This is a genomic window from Dellaglioa sp. CoH-56-MRSF-11 (assembly GCF_056782135.1).
On sequence record NZ_JBXAYE010000001.1, the window covers coordinates 343,060 to 359,605 of the forward strand.

A 16,546-nucleotide genomic window follows, 5' to 3' on the forward strand; every position below is an offset into this window, starting at 1 on the left:
ACTTATTTAATTGGAAAGATACCGTAAGTTCTAATTTCTCCTGGACCAAACGATAGTAAATCAACGGTGGTAACTTTTGAATTAATGAAATGGCTAACTTTACCATTTAAATCGAGTTCAGCAATGTTACAAGTAGTATTTAATGAGAGATTGCCAGGTTGATTGATAACGTTATCAGTTGGATTATAAAGACGAAGTTCAAATCCAGTTTTATCATCTGATATTGAAAAACTACTCATAATGACCTTTAAATTTTGAACGGACATAATTGAATTGTGATTAACGTTAGTCTTTGCTGGATTCATCATGAAATATTGTAAAGGTGTTGAGAAGCGATTTATTATTTGATCTTGATAGAAAAGTTCATTTTGACTTAATTGGCGATGCTTATTTTGAAGTTCAATAGGCTTGAAGTCAGCTTCAACAACTAGCCCACCTTCAAATATTAATTCTTTATTTAATTGACTATCCGGAGTTGATACAATTTTTGTTTGTAGACCTGAAGCATCTGAGGGACGGCGCATTAAGTCAGGACGTCCTAAGAAACCTACTCCTCTAAACAATGTAATCGCTAATTTATCAAAAGATTTATCAATTAATTGAAAATCTTTCGTACCTAAGGTTAGAAAAGACCAACTTACTTCTTTATTATGTGAATTAGCGAAATGAATCATTGGTCGCATACTTGTTGGTTCTTCCTTATAACCAATTTGTTCCCAGTCTTTAAGGTGTTTGTCTTCAGTAGGACGTTCAATGATACCAAATGGGGTATCTGCGAACGAGCTAACGACATTCGTTAATTGTGTATTTAAAATAAGTCGCATACGATGATCAAGAATAGTATTATCAATGTGCATCTTAAATTTAATAACGTTAGAATTTTTTGTTAATGTTAATGTTAATTGATAATTTAATCGACCAGTTTTAGTTTTTAGTGCACGCTCCTCTAAGTTGATTGGTAAGGTCCACGAACCAGTAATTGACATAATTTGATATAATTTTCCTGATTTAAATGTTATTGAATCAGATTTTGAAAAATCTAAAGTTAATAACCAATCTTTGAATGCAGGAGAGTAGTCATACGTATCACCCTCATCACCGCTATCTTCAATTGTCATAAAATTAGAATATGAGTGATTATCAAACTTTGTTTTAAGATTTAATTGCCCGTCATCAAAAGAAATTTTGTAGAAATCATTTTGAATATCAGTAGATACTTCTAATGTATTTACTGGGTTGTTTTCAGAGACGGACTGAATGCAGTAGCCAGTCCAATCTGTAGCTGATATGATCGTTTTAAAAGCAATTTTAGTAATATAATAAAAATCATCAGTCATTTCAGTTTGATCACGGCGTAAAACTGCTGCATTTTCTTCCTTTTGATAAATAATATCAAAAGGAACATCAATGCCGTCTATTGTTTTAAGATTAAAATTAGCAAAAGAAGTACTAACTTCGAATTCACGAATTTCATTAACTGGTAAAGGAAGTGGATTCCAAGCAAATAAATTTAATTGTTTTTTATCTGAAATAGAAATACTTAGTTTACGAAGTAGATAATCTTTGAGTGAAAGAGATAATTGATCTGCCACAATTCCACGATGTAAGATATCTTGATTTGTTTTATCACTGTTACAGCCACCGGAACTATCATGAGCTTGTCCACGGGCAATAGTCTTCCAAATATCATCAATTAAACCTTGCTTTTCAGATATACCCTGATGTGTAGCAATAGCCATTAAAGGCTCGACTTCATAAGTCATTCTCCGTTCTAATTTATCGTAAAGCTGTTTTAAATCGTAACGAGAAGAATAGATTCCTCGATGTATTTTAGAATCTGATGGATCAATGAATTCTCCATTAAATGATGGTAAATTGGACTCCTTAGCTAATGCATCAAAAAATTTTGGATACGTACTTTCTTGAATAACAGAATCAGATTGTAAAAGAACACTATTAGCAGTTGCAAGTCTATCTTTTAAATTATGATCGATAGCTCGCTGGTCGCCACCAATTGGTAAAACAAGATTGTCAGATGTAGTATTCGTTGAGATTTTCTCCGTTAAATCGAAAAAGTTATCATTTTCAACTAAATCTACACCTGCATAATAGCCATTTTTAATATTAGCAACTAAAACTTTGGAGGAGTCATTACTTGTCCAGTAAAAATAGCGGGAATCGTTTTCTGTAGGGAACCCACGCCAGAAAACGGTGCTATTAATACCAAATCCATTATATATTTTTGGCATATCTTGTCCTTGTCCAAATGAATCTGGGAGATACCCAACTTTCATTACGCCACCTAAATTGTCAGCTAGCTTTGATCCAATTCTGATATTGCGAACAATAGATTCTCCAGAAGTAACCATTTCATCAATTTGAGTATACCAAGGTCCAATGAGTAAACGACCCATAGAAACATATTTTTTGATAAGATCTTCTTTTTCTGGAGCTGTATTTAGATAATCATCAATAATTGACATCTGTCCATCTAATAGATAATAATCTAGTTCATTTTTAGATAATGCCTCAAAAGCTTCGTCCATATGGAAGGCAAATTGAATTCGAGCCTCTTGACGTGTAAAATACCATTCAAAATCCCAATGAGTATGTGCGATTGCATGAATCTGTTTCAAATGAAACACCCTTTCTTCTCTTGAATTAAATTCAGATTATTCTGTAACCATGTCTGCATCCAATTTTCTTGCTTCTGCACGTTCATGGCGTTGGTTGATAATAACAAATGGAGCATATAGTGCAGTATCTAAGACAACTAAAACAGCAGTTAAAACGACTGGGCTTAGATGGAATGCACCTAATACCCAAGTGCTAATGAAAATAGGTTCATTACCAGAATTTAAAACTACAAGAGGTACAACCCAACCGATTGAAGTTACAACATATGCAATAATTGCATTTGTGACAGGTACAACAATCCATGGAATGAACATTAGTGGATTTAAAACAATAGGTAAACCGAAAATAACAGGTTCATTAATACCAAAACAACTTGGAATGAAACCTAGTTTTGCAACTTCTCGCTCTTTTTCACCTTTATTTGTGAAAATCAGCATTGCAATAATTAAACCAAATGTTGCACCAGAACCACCAATCATGGCGTAAACATTTGTCATTGTATTAGGTGAAATTGAAATATCAGCAAAACTTTGAGTTTCAGCAAATTTTGCAACGTTTTTAAGGAATAGTGGTAACCAGAAGGCTGAAATAACGCCCCAGACGATATTGAAACCATGTAAACCAAGGAACCAAAGGATTTGTTCTAATAAAATAACAATAATAATAGCTGGAAGCCCAACACCAACGCTTAACATTGGTGAGATAACAATATCAGCAATCATTTGTACTAATGAAACATAGCCAAGTGACTGTATTGTAATTCTTACGATACCAAAAATAATAAGTACTTCGGAAATTGGAATTAATGAGAAAAATGAATCGAAAACATTTTGTGGTACGTTACCAGGCATTTTAATCGTGAACTTACTTCTTGCGAATCGAGCGAACAACGAAACGGCAAGCATTCCAACAATTAAGGCTGTAAACATACCTTCATAACTAAAGAATGAAGTTGAAAAACCTTCAACAACTTTAGCTTTGCTATCCAAAAAGTTAACGTTATTAGGAATCATGACGAAGTATGCTGCGAATGCCAATAATGTGGCAATAATTGGATTTAAACCTTTATTTTTTTCGTCCTTTTTTAATTCCATTGCATACGAGTATGCTGATGAAAAAACAACGATTAGTGCAACAATACCAAGAGTAGCAGTACCAATGTAGCCGAATAAGTCACTAATACTTGTTAAAATGACATTATGAATATCTTTTGCTTTAATTAATGCATCAAGTTCCATTTTGATTAGATTTGAGAATGATCCGACAACAGTAAACGGAATTGTTCTAACAAAGGCATTCTTAATAGCTTGTAAAATGGTATTTCTTTCAACCCATGCTGAAACTTTTAAGAGTGGCCCCTGGATTTTTTCTAAGTTAAAATGCATAATAAAGACTCCTTTTAATTTTGTTTATAGAAAGCGCTTTCTATAAACAAAGTATAACAACATCTTTTTAATTTGTAAATACATATTTAAATGAAACGTGTTTACAAATTAAATTATATAATATAATATGTATATACAAATGTATAGAAATGAGGTAGACAAATGTACAGATATCGAGAAATATACTCAGATATTAAACGAGATATTTTAACAAATCATTATCGTGCCGGGGCTTTACTGCCAACTCAAGAAATATTAACCGAAAAATACCAAGTTTCTAGATTAACGTTAAAAAAATCATTAAATTTACTAATTGATGAAGGATTAGTTTATAGTAAGCAAGGGTCAGGGACGTATGTGCGACCAAGAATGGATAGTCAATCTACGGAGATGTTGCCTCTAGATTTACCTGTTGGTGTCACATATTCACATCGAGATCAAAAAATATCAAGTAAATTAATACATTTTAATGCCCGATTACCAACAGAAATAGAACAAAAAAATCTACAAATATTATCTAATGATCCAGTTTATGAAATTAAAAGGGTTAGATTGATTAATAAAAAGGTCTATAGTTTTGAGCACTCAGTGATGCCGGTCTCAATTGCGCCTATCGATGAAAAGGTATTATCAGGATCCGTGTATGACTATTTAGGGAGTCACGCGAACTTACAGTTAACAGATGCAAGACGAGTGGTTTATGCTGAACCAGCAAACAAAGAAACTAGTCAAGTTTTAGAAGTTTCCTTGGATAGTCCAATTTTTGTAATTGATCAAATCGCTTATGATCAAAAAGGCCGCGCCTTTGAATATTCGACGTCAAGATTTGTGAGCAATCATAATAAATTTGTCTTAGATGTTCATTTAAATAAAAACAACTAAAAAAGAGATTCCTGCAATATACTTTTTTTTAACCGATTTTAAAATAGGATAGCATAAAGTAGAGTAGTTTGTGATCGTAACTAGCAGTGATATTGTGGGACAATACGCGATATGTGTTGAAGTAATAAATAAAGTATGGAAAGGAGGATGCAACAATGATAATAAGACAAGAAGAAATAGAAAACGATTATAGTTTTTCACAATCTACCTTAAACGTAATTGTTATGGATTCAAAAATAACCAGCATTTCTTTACCCGAATTGAATTAATTTTGCATAAGAAAAGGCATCTGTCTTTCGACAAATACCTTAGTATTCCGCCACCAACACCAGTTGACAAAGAGCCCTTTTTAAAAGAATAATCAGTTAATCTTTAAATCTGAGCGGTATTAAAATTGAACCGAGTGGTTATTTAATACTGATTCAAAATCTCAAAATAACATATATAAAAAAATTCCCTTGAAATATCTAGACATTAGGTAAATAATGTGGGTGTAGCGAACTGTGTAGGAGTAAAAATGATATGGGGGTTAAAAAGATTTGGTTCGCGGAAATAATATGTAGGGGTGATTAAATGAATATGCTAGTTAGTGATTTTGATGGAACGATTTTGAGAGGTGACTTTGTAGATAAGAATACAAGAGAGACTATTGCGAAACACAACAAAGAAAATGATCTCTTTGTTGTGGCCACCGGAAGATCTCCAAAATCGATAGTCAATGCGAAAGAAAAATATGGTCTACCTGAGTTTAACTACGCTCTAGCATCAAATGGCTCAATAGTAATTGATAGTAGAGGTCAGATTATTAAAGCATTCTATCTGAACGGGGAGCAGATCAATGCGATAAAAGAAATAATTAATAAATACTTGAGTTCAATCGAACGAATTATGATTTCAAGTAGTGACAATGAATTACGTAGTTTCGATAAATTAAATCCTAGCTCGGATAATATTTGTTCAATTACTGTCGTAGCAAGTACTAAAATTATCAATGCTATAAGTGAGAAAATAGCAACGAAAAGAATATTGAATTTCAATCGCAATGGAAAATACTTAGACATTACGCGTGTGGGTATTGATAAGAGTACTGCAATTAATTGGTTGGTTAACATAAAAAAAGTAAATATTAATAATGTGTATTCTGTCGGAGATGATTATAATGATATAACAATGCTTCAAAGCATTAATAAGTCATTTACTTATAATGATAGTCCGTTGCCTGTCAAGACTGCTGCTAGATATTTAATAAATGTATACAGTGATATAAGTAATTATGTGAAGAAAGAAGTAGAATAAATGAAATCGCTTACATCGGCAACTAATCGTTTCTTCAATTCCAGAATTTTGACTGGAATCAAAGATGGGATGATATATACCATCCCCATTACAATTGTAAGTTCTATTTTCATTATTCTTGTACAATTTGATATTAATCCCGATTTGAAAGTCTTAATGAATCGATTGATTACTTTTTCGTTCAACATTTTAGGTGTAGTAAGTTGTTTAGGAATTGCTTTTTCGATGACTAAAAACGAAAAATTAAAACTAGAAACAACTATTACCGCACTAATTTCATTTTTAGTTCTTTGTGGAGCAGAAAATGTAAAAATAGTAAAGAATATAACCATTGATTGGATTGGAAGCAAGGGGATTATTGCAGCGATGTTAATCGGAATACTCATCCCTATTTTCTTTGAAAAGATTGTTAACTTAAGGATTGGAAATAAAGTTTTTAAAGATTTACCGAGTAATGTTGGAATAGCTTTTGAGTCTTTAATTCCGATGTTTTGTTGTTTTATTGTTATAGGTGTCGTTCAATTTGTATTTCAATTTATCATAAAAAGAACCTTCGTAGAGACTATTTATACTCTTTTGCAGCTTCCTTTACAAAACTTATCGGACACGTTTTTTGGTGTGATTTCTATCTCGGCATTGATTTCAGTTTTTTGGTTTTTTGGCATTCACGGTAATTCCGTTATTGGTGGAGTAATAACACCGATTTTATTGACAAATACTATTGAAAACCAGTCGATTATAGCAGCACACCATAATCTAACAATAGTGAATGGAGCGCATATAGTAACTCAACAGTTTTTAAATCAATTTATTACTATGACAGGAAGCGGTATTAGTATAGGGCTTATTCTATCAATGATTATTTTTTCAAAAGAGTCAGGTAATCGCAAGCTAGGATTAGGTGCTTTTGTACCTTGTTTATTTAATATTAACGAACCAATAGTTTTTGGACTACCAATTGTATTGAATCCATACATGGTAGTACCGTTCATTTTTATTCCAGTTATTACCGGAATGTCTTTATATCTTTGTATTCTATATGGAGTTATTCCGCCGTTTAACGGTGTCATTCTTCCGTGGATAACACCACCATTAATTTCAGGCTTTTTGCTAGGAAGTTATAAATATGTTGTGTTTCAAATCGTAATTATCATTATGTCTTTTGTTGTTTACACACCGTTTTTAAAGCTGTACGAAAATAATAGCACTAAGTTAGTCTTAAAGGGAGCGCATAGTAATGGAAAATTTTGATATATCCGTAATCATTCCAACCTACAATCGGAATAAATTACTTGAAATTAGTTTGCAGTCACTACTTAAACAAAAACTGAATAATACGACTTTTGAAGTAATAGTTGTCGATGATGGATCGTCTGAAGAAACAATCTCAATTGTTAAGGCATTTGAGACATCACTGAATATTAAGTACTATTATCAGTCGGATAATGGATTTAAGGTTTCTGAAGCGAGAAATGCTGGAGCAAATATCTCTGGGGGTAAATATCTCGTATTTATTGATGCTGGTATTGCAGTTTGTAGTACATTTGTGAGTGAGTACCATAGAATTTTAGTAAATAATGAAAATAGTTTTGTGATTGGTTATGTTGCGGGATTTGATGATCATGATAAATATAAACAGGCAATTATTGATAACTTTAATGCGGCGGATGTCGATGGCACGATTCAAGTATTATTGAATTTAAATGCGTATGATCGCCGTGAATCAGTATACCAGTCAATGGGAGATGATTTGTCTAAGTGGCCAGCACCATGGGTAATTGGTTGGTCATGTAATATTGGAATATCAAAAGATGCCTATCAAAGAATCGGAGGATTCGATGAGGCTTACACAACTTATGGTGGAGAGGATGCAGATTTCGCTATTAACGCATTTGTGCATCATATTAGATTTATCCTTGATAGATCTGCGATTGCAGTTCACTATCCACATGAAAAAAATAAAAATACAGTAAGCACCGAAGAAGCTAAAAAATATACGCTAAGGAAAAGAAAATATATGTTCAATAAATATGGTTTAAGCTCAATTAGAACTTGGATTGGAACTAAAACGGAATTATTAAATGGAGAGTTGAGTAAAGCTGGTGGAAATAATGAAAACTAAGAACGTTGTTGATTTACACAATTTTATAGACGTTAATGATGAGAGATTGCGTAATGGTATGTTGAAGCAAACTGTTGTTGATTTTTTGGATAATTTTAATTATGTGGATCTAACTAGATTAAATCATTCATACACTGCAAATAGTAGCCAAATATCAAAGAGTGCAATTATTGAGGGGAATGTGTATATCGGTGAAAATGTTATTATTCAGGGGTTTGCTTACATCAAAGGCCCAGCAGTCATCAAAGACAATGCATTGATTGGGAAAAGTGCATTTATTCGAGGTGGCTGTTATATTGGGGAAAATACTATAATTGGGCATTCCTCGGAGATTATTAATAGTGTGATTCTGGATGATACGCATATTGCACACTTTAATACAATAACGCGGTCTTTTATTGGAAGTGATGTAAACTTTTCAGCTTATGCGTCGACTTCCAGCTTTAACTTGTATGATGAAATTGACGCGACTGGATGGCATAAAACAAAAAAAATTTTTTTCGATGATAAAACATATTTAAAAACAAGTTCAAAATTTGGAGCCATTATAGGTGATCACTGTCGCATTGGAGCTTACACTATGACATATCCAGGTGTTACAATGGGGAAAAATTGTGTTGCGTTGCCACATCTCATGATTAAAGAGGGTTTTTATGCAAATGACAGTAAATTATACTTACAAGATTATTATACTCACACAGTAAAAAAAGGATGTTAGACAAATGGGATCAAGAATAATGCATTTATCAATTGCACAAGTAATAAATAATAAGCATGGGTTTGGAAATGATTTTTTAATTGGAAGTATTACTCCAGATGTTAACAAAAATTCGAGAACACCCAAAGAGCTTACGCACTTTATGGTGAAACGCGAAGATGGAGAACATGATATGTTTCCAAACATGTTTCTAGAGGAGTATGGAACATGTTTGAATACGTTTCAACTAGGATATTATCTTCATCTTATATCTGATGATATTTGGCTAAAAACTGTTTATAAAAAATATATTTTAGAAAACATGAGTTATAGTAAGGATGAAGCGCTACGAAGATTCTATTTAGACTTTCACTATTATAATGGTATTCTGATAAAACAATATAAACTGGTAACTTTGAAAAATAACAAATACTTATCGACTGGGGTCAACGAAATAATTGATCGTGATATTAGTGAAATTATTGAAGACTTGGATGCTGATTTTGATGATATGTCTATCGAAGACTTTCCAGGTTTACTTAAAAAAGAGGATGTAGAACAATATATTAACGTTTGTGTAAAAGAATTTGAAATTTTTCTCTTGAAAGGCAGCTATGATGGTGTTAAATTTGTTTTTTATAACGATTTTTAGAAACAAAAATCTATATTATATAGTTTAAAAAAGTTGAAATCATTAAGGCGCTGCAACTATAATTTGAAACCTGGTGAACGGTTTAAATGATGGTCATTTCAGAATTAGATAGTTCTAACTCACAGAAAGTTTCAATTTTAATTCGTTCAGATTAGGTTATACTAGACAAAAGATCAGTTCCTAGAAAGTGTGTTTGTGGTAAACACCATTTTAAAGGAAGCTGACCTTTTTTGTCCGAACAGCGTTCGGATTAATTTTACAAGCTACCAAGAAGTAACAAAAATTAGCCATACTCCTTGCAGGAATCTCTTTTTTAGTTGTTTTCAATTATTCGTTTAAAGCTTTGTAAGTTTGAATTAAAGGCATGTTTAGCGATTGGCATGAGTAATTTTAATGGTAAATGTGAATGATCATTTTCAGACAAGTAAAAATTTTCTTCTAATAATGTTGTTGCATTTTTACTAGTCAAATTAAAAATTAGAGTGTATTCGAGTTTTCCTCCGGTACTTTCATAGTAGATTGTATCATTTTCTGAACTAACAGAAATTTCCTCATTTTTATTCAAAGCAGAATCTGTTCTGTGAATATTGAATTTATTGTTGTCAATTGGCTGTACCTGAATAATATCAGGTATCCATTTCAGTAAAGTTTCCGGATTTTTTAAAAACAACGCGATTTTTTCTTTACTTGATTTGATTGAAATAACATTTGAAAATAGTGGTTTTTCCATAGGATGAAACCTCCTTTTATTTGATGACTTCATCCTATCCAATTTGAGTAAAAATTAAAAATCAGTATTCTGATATTCTAAATATTTTTATAAATTTGTTCATTAAAAAGGCCAGTTAGTAGCTGTTGCTTTTCAGTAGCGGCTAAAAAATTATCTTTATCTTCTGCTCTTTTTGCAATTTGAGCCATTAAATAAAAAGAGTTGGCTAACATATAGTGTGAGTTATGATCAGTAGCGAATTTAACAGACTTGTTTATCCAATTAAGAGACATTGTTAAATTATTGAGCTTAAAATAAATAAGTGCTGTCAAATAGAATAAAATATTTTGATTTTCTTCATAAAATAATTTATTAAAGTCCATAAAAGTCTGATCAATATATTTCTCAGCCTTATTTTGTAAATTTTGCTTTGCATATATAAAGGCCAAAGAGACGGTACCAAGTCGGGTAAGGGTATCTGGCAGAATTTTATTACTGGAAGCAAGGGACAACTTAATATATTTTTCGGTAGCAATCAATTTATTTTCAGTATGTAGAGTTGCAATACCGATATAATAATAGTATGCCTGAAGTTGCTTATCCGTTTTTAAATTATTGGTAACCGTTTCTTTATTTAGAAACTGGAGTAACTCTTTGTATTGGTGTTGATTACATAACTTAGATACACGTTCATTGAATTCATTTTCTGAACTGATATCAAAATTTTCCAGAAGACTTATTTGGTCTAAAGTAATCGATAATTTATGACATAGTTGGATTAAGAGCTGTGCATTAGGTATGTATTTATTATTTTCAATAGCACTAAGCATCGATTGCGCACAAATATCTTTGGAAACTTCTTTTTGAGTTAAGTGTAGCGATTGGCGAGTTTCTTTTAAAATTAATCCTAAGCTATTAGGCATGATATAACCTCTTTCTAGTTTGAAAAAGTTAAACAGTAATTACTGGGATAATAACATAATGGGGCATAATGATAAAATTTCATGATTAATAAATCAAACTACCATTTTTCAATCATGTCGCGTACAATTAACCTACAATTGAATGTTAAAATTTAAATAATTTGAGAATTAACAAAAGGGGATAGAATCATGCGTGCAGAATTCCAAAAGCAACATACTGAGACCTATCAGATAGACAACCATAAAGGTCTAAACGGCTGGATATCTTTCTTCTTGAGCCTTAGTTTAATCGTACTATTTGTGACAAGTGTCTTAAAAATAACCGTTTTGAATCAAACTTATACTGAAGAAAAAATTTTAACAGATTCGAACGTGACACTTGTGACACGACAGATGAATGATGGTATTTCAAGTATTGCGACATTAAATGATGTGCCAACGTCAGCTGTTAAAGATGCTTTAACGAATCAACAAGTTACTAACATTGCGAAAAATAGTTTTAGTAACGTATATGCTGGAAAACAAACTGTCATCAATCCAACTGAGATTACCAATCAAGTTGCTAGCAACGTTATGAAAAAAACGGACACATCAAATCCGTTGGTTAGCGCTAAAATTGATGGGATTGTCGCAACTTTTAAAAGTAATTTAAGTGAATATTTGACGAATAATATCCAAACGCCATATCTTTCAAAAATTGCTAGTACAGTTAGTTCGGTAAAAGTAATAGTCCAAACAGCCTTTATGTATAGTTTAATAGCTTCTGTTATTTTTGCGCTACTCTTACTGGCTATTAATCGGGCATTCTTTATACCGCTTAAATACGTCGGATTCAGTGCAATCTGGAGTGGTGTTCTAGTTTCAATTGGTTCTGCAATTGCCTTGTACAGTGGCCTAATTGGTATTGTGTCTAGTAAAGCTTCTGTTTTTACTGATATTGTGAATAATTATATCAGTGACACATTTAATACCATGTTAGTGGGTAGTTTAATTTTACTTGCTGTTGGTCTAGTATTCTGGTTAATTGGTCGTAATAAAAAATAAAAAGCAACTGATGTTCAGATTAATTTCTGAATACCAGTTGTTTTTATTTGGAACTATTCCTAAGTGTTAAGGTTGTTCCAATGGTAATAATCTGAGGGATAATTTCAGTCATCGACATTTGATTGACTAATAGTTCTGCAGCAGATTGACCCATTTTTTCTGTATAAACTTTAACTGAACTAAGCGTTGGGAAAGTATATTCAGCAATAGATGTGTCATTAAAACTAATTAAACTGATTTGTTCAGGCACTTTAATTGATATTTCATTTAATGCACGTAATGCACCGACAGCCATTGCGTCATTTGCAATAAACAACGCTTCTGGTAAATTATCTGATTGATCATTTAATAATTTCAAGGTTAATTGATAACCTGATTCTGGCGTGAAATCGCCTGTATAAACCCATTCGGGATGGTAGTTGCTAGTACGTTCTAAGTGATTTTTAAAGTGAGTGAAGCGGGAATCTGGGCCTAAATTGACATCATCAAATGTACTTTCTTGTCCTGCAATCATGCCAATTTTAGTTAAATTTTGTTTTTTAAAATGGTCAATAACGGTTGTAACTGGCGTTTTGAAATCAGTCATGACGCAACTAATACCAAAATTTAGTGTGTTCATATCAACAAAAACTAAATTAGAATTTAGTTCTTTAAATCCGGCTATTTGTGCTGCACTGTATTTACCGATAACAATAGCACCAAGAGTATCAGTCAAGGCGCTAAATTGATCATTTTGGAAAAAACGTGTAATTTCATAACCGAGTTCAATTAATTTACGTTCGATACCAATTCGAATTGAAAGGTAATACAGGTCATCTAATTCTTCTTTTTCTGTATACCATTCGATAATAGCAATCTTACCTTGAGGTGTACTGGATTTCTTTTTATTTTTTGAATAATTTAAACTTTCAGCTGCTTCAAAGATTCGTTTACGTGTATCGTCGCCAACGGATAATGTTTGATCGTAATTTAACACGCGAGAAACAGTTGCATTAGAAACTTTTGCCAACTGTGCAATGTCTTTAAGTGTTGCCATGACTACCTCCTGATTGATTGGTTATGTGTATCAGTTTACCATAATAAAAAGAATGTCGTAAAAAGATTGTAATTTTAGTAAATATTTAGTAAAATGAAAGCGGTTAATAAATTGGAGGAAAATATAATGAAAATTAATGAATTAAAGAGCGAATTTAAAGATGTTTACGGTGTGGACGCAAATGCAAGTTACTTCTCACCAGGTCGTATCAACTTAATTGGGGAACATACTGATTACAATGGTGGACATGTTTTCCCAACAGCAATTACATTAGGCACATATGCAGTTGCAACAAAACGTGATGATACAACAATTAATATCATGTCAAATAACTTTAAAGATAATGGCGTTGTCTCATTTGATTTAAGTGATTTATCATATCAAAAAGAACATAACTGGGCTAATTATCCAAAAGGGATGATTGTTTACTTGAAAGAGCAAGGTTATGTTATTGATAAAGGATTAGATATTTTACTTGAAGGTAACATTCCAAATGGTGCTGGTTTATCATCATCTGCATCAATTGAATTATTGATGGGTGTTATTTTAGAAGATCAATTTAATTTAGACATTGATCGTGTTGATCTTGTTAAAACAGGTGTCATGGTAGAAAATAAATTTATCGGTGTTAATTCAGGAATTATGGATCAATTTGCAGTCGGTATGAGTAAAGCAAATCATGCTATCTTACTGGATACAAATACACTAGATTACGATTTAGTACCAATTGATTTAAAAGACAACGTTATTATTATTATGAATACAAATAAACGTCGCGAATTAGCAGATTCTAAATATAATGAACGACGTAGTGAATGTGAAGCAGCATTAGCATTATTACAAGAGAAAAATGATATTAAATCATTAGGTGATTTGGACAATGCTAGCTTTGATTTACAAACATACTTAATCCAAAAAGAAAACCTTCTAAAACGTGCGCGTCATGCAGTTTCAGAAAACCAACGGACGATTATGGCTCAAGAAGCTTTGAAAAATGAAGATTTAGTACGTTTTGGTAAATTAGTTAACGCTTCACATGTTTCATTACAATTTGATTATGAAGTAACGGGTATTGAACTTGATACACTTGTTGAAACAGCATGGGAACAACCAGGAGTACTAGGTGCTCGAATGACTGGTGCTGGTTTTGGTGGTTGTGCAATTGCCATTGTTGCTAAAGACAAAGTTGACGCATTTGAAAGTGAAGTGGGTCGTATCTACGAAGAAAAAATCGGTTATGCACCAAGTTTCTATTTAGCAGAAATTGCTGATGGCGCTAAAAAATTAGATTAAGCATAAAGAGATAGAGGGAAAAACATGGATTCTAAACAATTAATTTCAAAATTCGTCGATAAAGTTATTCAGTTTGATCCAACGACTTATTCGACAGATGATAAAATTTATTTAGTAAACGTCGTTTTAGATTTGGTTGGTGAATCAGAGATAGAAGTAACTGAACCAGTTTCTGACACAATAATTGCTGTTAAAGACGAGCTACTTAATTTAGCAATCAAAAACGAGAAAATCAGTGCTCTAATCGCGGAGCAAGATATTCTTGGTGCTAAATTAATGGATCTGGTCACACCAATTCCAAGTCACGTGAATAAACATTTCTGGGATTTATACGCAAAAGACCCAGAGAAAGCTTTGGCTTATTTTTATGAATTAAGTCAGGCTAACGATTACATCAAAGTTGCGGCTATTGCGAAAAACATTGCTTATCAGGTACCAACAAATTATGGTGATTTAGAAATCACCATTAATTTATCTAAACCTGAAAAAGATCCAAAGCAAATTGCTTTAGCTAAAACAATGAAACAAACGGGTTATCCTAAATGCCAATTATGTATGGAAAATGAAGGCTATGCTGGAAGACTAGATTTCCCAGCTCGTCGCAATCATCGGATTGTACGATTTGATTTGGGGGATGCAACATGGGGCTTTCAATATTCGCCTTATGCTTACTTCAATGAACATTCAATTTTCTTAGATGAAAAGCATGAACCTATGGTAATTAACAAAACGACATTTTCAGATTTACTTCAAATTGTTAAAAAATTCCCGGGCTATTTTGCGGGAAGTAATGCAGATTTACCAATTGTAGGTGGCTCAATTTTAACGCATGAACACTATCAAGGTGGACGTCATGATTTTCCAATGGCAAAGGCAGAAATGAGTCAAACAATGCAATTTGCAGGATTTGATGACATTCAAGCAGGTATTGTGAACTGGCCAATGTCAGTCATTCGTTTAAATGGTGAAAATCCAGAACGATTAGCTGATTTAGCAGCAAAAATTTTAACGTCTTGGCAAGAATATAGTGATGCCGATGCACAAATTTTGGCAAAAGATGCTGACGGTACGCCACATCATACTGTGACGCCAATTTCTCGAATGCGTGACGGTCGTTATGAATTGGATTTAGTCTTGCGAGATAATCAAACATCTGATGAATTTCCAGATGGTATTTATCATCCACATGCTGATGTTCAACATATTAAAAAAGAAAACATTGGCTTGATTGAAGTTATGGGATTAGCTATTTTACCACCTCGTTTGAAAACTGAAATAACAGAGGTTGAGAAGTATCTAACAGATCAACCAAATGTCATGGCGGCTTATCATAAAACTTGGGCTGATGAAATTAAGCGTGATAATTCGATGATTTCTAAAGAGACGGTTAGTGAGCTCGTACAAAACGAAGTTGGAAAAGTCTTTATGCGTGTTCTTGAAGATGCTGGGGTTTATAAACAAGATGACCACGGCCAACAAGCATTCGTTAAGTTTATTAAACAAGTTTAAACGTAAAAAGATTAACTTATTTAAGTTAATCTTTTTTATTTAGAAATCAAATAGAAACTAACTGGTTAACGATAATTGTTAAGATAGTGTTAGAAAATTCTCTTTTTAATGTTTTGTGTTAAAATAAAATATATAATATTCTTACTAAAGTTGACATGCTGGTAATTATGAGAATTCTCGGAGGAATAAATGTACAAAAAAGATATTCTGGATCGACCAGAGTTTTTAATATGTGAAATTATTGAATTGCTATCATTAAATGAACATGGGTTATCAAGAAAAGTAATCTGTAATCGATTAAATGTTTCAAATACAGCTTTGCGAGTTGCACTAGAGTAATTGGATGGCGAATTCAATTCAG

General features: G+C 32.4%; 15 protein-coding genes. 10 read left to right on the forward strand and 5 right to left on the reverse strand.

Going from position 1 to position 16,546, the window contains the following annotated elements; all coding sequences use genetic code 11:
- Window positions 1–2 precede the first annotated feature (2 nt).
- Both AC1RPT_RS01585 and AC1RPT_RS01590 read right to left on the reverse strand, forming a co-directional pair.
- Window positions 3–2,636, reverse strand: coding sequence for a glycoside hydrolase family 38 N-terminal domain-containing protein (locus AC1RPT_RS01585; protein WP_481760884.1), 2,634 nt, complete (start codon window positions 2,634–2,636; stop codon window positions 3–5).
- A 36-nt stretch (window positions 2,637–2,672) separates the two neighbouring features.
- Entirely contained in the window at window positions 2,673–4,022 is a 1,350-nt protein-coding gene (locus tag AC1RPT_RS01590) for a PTS sugar transporter subunit IIC (protein WP_481760883.1), read from the reverse strand.
- 162 nt (window positions 4,023–4,184) lie between these two features.
- On the opposite strand from AC1RPT_RS01590, the gene AC1RPT_RS01595 reads away from it, so the two are divergent.
- From AC1RPT_RS01595 to AC1RPT_RS01620, 6 genes are all read left to right on the forward strand, one after another.
- Window positions 4,185–4,904 (forward strand): GntR family transcriptional regulator, encoded by a 720-nt coding sequence (locus AC1RPT_RS01595; RefSeq protein WP_481760882.1) that lies wholly within the window; start codon window positions 4,185–4,187, stop codon window positions 4,902–4,904.
- Between the two features lie 573 nt (window positions 4,905–5,477).
- Entirely contained in the window at window positions 5,478–6,200 is a 723-nt protein-coding gene (locus tag AC1RPT_RS01600) for an HAD-IIB family hydrolase (protein ID WP_481760881.1), read from the forward strand.
- Window positions 6,201–7,451, forward strand: coding sequence for a PTS sugar transporter subunit IIC (locus AC1RPT_RS01605; RefSeq protein ID WP_481760880.1), 1,251 nt, complete (start codon window positions 6,201–6,203; stop codon window positions 7,449–7,451).
- Window positions 7,438–8,322 carry a glycosyltransferase gene (locus AC1RPT_RS01610; RefSeq protein ID WP_481760879.1) on the forward strand — a complete coding sequence of 295 codons (885 nt, stop codon included), beginning with the start codon at window positions 7,438–7,440 and terminating at the stop codon, window positions 8,320–8,322. The genes AC1RPT_RS01605 and AC1RPT_RS01610 overlap by 14 nt, the downstream gene beginning before the upstream one ends.
- Window positions 8,312–9,040, forward strand: a complete 729-nt coding sequence (locus AC1RPT_RS01615) for a DapH/DapD/GlmU-related protein (RefSeq protein ID WP_481760878.1) — start codon at window positions 8,312–8,314, stop codon at window positions 9,038–9,040. The genes AC1RPT_RS01610 and AC1RPT_RS01615 overlap by 11 nt, the downstream gene beginning before the upstream one ends.
- A gap of 4 nt (window positions 9,041–9,044) precedes the next feature.
- Complete coding sequence (locus AC1RPT_RS01620; protein WP_481760877.1) at window positions 9,045–9,671, forward strand: hypothetical protein; 627 nt, start codon at window positions 9,045–9,047, stop codon at window positions 9,669–9,671.
- 313 nt (window positions 9,672–9,984) lie between these two features.
- Here the strand turns inward: AC1RPT_RS01620 and AC1RPT_RS01625 are convergent, their stop codons facing one another.
- Both AC1RPT_RS01625 and AC1RPT_RS01630 read right to left on the reverse strand, forming a co-directional pair.
- Complete coding sequence (locus AC1RPT_RS01625) at window positions 9,985–10,401, reverse strand: hypothetical protein (protein ID WP_481760876.1); 417 nt, start codon at window positions 10,399–10,401, stop codon at window positions 9,985–9,987.
- 77 nt (window positions 10,402–10,478) lie between these two features.
- Window positions 10,479–11,303 (reverse strand): helix-turn-helix domain-containing protein, encoded by an 825-nt coding sequence (locus AC1RPT_RS01630; protein ID WP_481760875.1) that lies wholly within the window; start codon window positions 11,301–11,303, stop codon window positions 10,479–10,481.
- 189 nt (window positions 11,304–11,492) lie between these two features.
- Between AC1RPT_RS01630 and AC1RPT_RS01635 the strand changes: the two genes are divergently transcribed.
- Window positions 11,493–12,347, forward strand: coding sequence for a hypothetical protein (locus AC1RPT_RS01635; RefSeq protein ID WP_481760874.1), 855 nt, complete (start codon window positions 11,493–11,495; stop codon window positions 12,345–12,347).
- A 43-nt stretch (window positions 12,348–12,390) separates the two neighbouring features.
- Here the strand turns inward: AC1RPT_RS01635 and AC1RPT_RS01640 are convergent, their stop codons facing one another.
- Window positions 12,391–13,383: a LacI family DNA-binding transcriptional regulator gene (locus tag AC1RPT_RS01640; protein ID WP_481760873.1), complete on the reverse strand. Its 993-nt coding sequence runs from the start codon at window positions 13,381–13,383 to the stop codon at window positions 12,391–12,393.
- A 126-nt stretch (window positions 13,384–13,509) separates the two neighbouring features.
- Here AC1RPT_RS01640 and AC1RPT_RS01645 point away from each other — a divergent pair, with 126 nt between their 5' ends.
- The 3 genes from AC1RPT_RS01645 to AC1RPT_RS01655 all read left to right on the forward strand — a co-directional run bounded on the left by AC1RPT_RS01645 (window position 13,510) and on the right by AC1RPT_RS01655 (window position 16,524).
- On the forward strand, window positions 13,510–14,676 hold the full coding sequence (locus tag AC1RPT_RS01645; RefSeq protein ID WP_481760872.1) for a galactokinase: 1,167 nt from the start codon (window positions 13,510–13,512) through the stop codon (window positions 14,674–14,676).
- Window positions 14,677–14,700: 24 nt separating this feature from the next.
- Window positions 14,701–16,185, forward strand: coding sequence for a UDP-glucose--hexose-1-phosphate uridylyltransferase (gene galT / locus AC1RPT_RS01650; protein ID WP_481760871.1), 1,485 nt, complete (start codon window positions 14,701–14,703; stop codon window positions 16,183–16,185).
- A gap of 189 nt (window positions 16,186–16,374) precedes the next feature.
- Window positions 16,375–16,524 (forward strand): hypothetical protein, encoded by a 150-nt coding sequence (locus AC1RPT_RS01655; protein WP_481760870.1) that lies wholly within the window; start codon window positions 16,375–16,377, stop codon window positions 16,522–16,524.
- Window positions 16,525–16,546 lie beyond the last annotated feature (22 nt).

Bases quoted from the DNA above. Each gene is read 5' to 3' on its own strand.
- AC1RPT_RS01590 (WP_481760883.1), bottom strand. From the start codon at position 4,022: ATGCATTTTAACTTAGAAAAAATCCAGGGGCCACTCTTAAAAGTTTCA.
- AC1RPT_RS01595 (WP_481760882.1), top strand. From the start codon at position 4,185: ATGTACAGATATCGAGAAATATACTCAGATATTAAACGAGATATTTTA.
- AC1RPT_RS01600 (WP_481760881.1), top strand. From the start codon at position 5,478: ATGAATATGCTAGTTAGTGATTTTGATGGAACGATTTTGAGAGGTGAC.
- AC1RPT_RS01605 (WP_481760880.1), top strand. From the start codon at position 6,201: ATGAAATCGCTTACATCGGCAACTAATCGTTTCTTCAATTCCAGAATT.
- AC1RPT_RS01610 (WP_481760879.1), top strand. From the start codon at position 7,438: ATGGAAAATTTTGATATATCCGTAATCATTCCAACCTACAATCGGAAT.
- AC1RPT_RS01615 (WP_481760878.1), top strand. From the start codon at position 8,312: ATGAAAACTAAGAACGTTGTTGATTTACACAATTTTATAGACGTTAAT.
- AC1RPT_RS01620 (WP_481760877.1), top strand. From the start codon at position 9,045: ATGGGATCAAGAATAATGCATTTATCAATTGCACAAGTAATAAATAAT.
- AC1RPT_RS01625 (WP_481760876.1), bottom strand. From the start codon at position 10,401: ATGGAAAAACCACTATTTTCAAATGTTATTTCAATCAAATCAAGTAAA.
- AC1RPT_RS01630 (WP_481760875.1), bottom strand. From the start codon at position 11,303: ATGCCTAATAGCTTAGGATTAATTTTAAAAGAAACTCGCCAATCGCTA.
- AC1RPT_RS01635 (WP_481760874.1), top strand. From the start codon at position 11,493: ATGCGTGCAGAATTCCAAAAGCAACATACTGAGACCTATCAGATAGAC.
- AC1RPT_RS01640 (WP_481760873.1), bottom strand. From the start codon at position 13,383: ATGGCAACACTTAAAGACATTGCACAGTTGGCAAAAGTTTCTAATGCA.
- AC1RPT_RS01645 (WP_481760872.1), top strand. From the start codon at position 13,510: ATGAAAATTAATGAATTAAAGAGCGAATTTAAAGATGTTTACGGTGTG.
- galT (WP_481760871.1), top strand. From the start codon at position 14,701: ATGGATTCTAAACAATTAATTTCAAAATTCGTCGATAAAGTTATTCAG.
- AC1RPT_RS01655 (WP_481760870.1), top strand. From the start codon at position 16,375: ATGTACAAAAAAGATATTCTGGATCGACCAGAGTTTTTAATATGTGAA.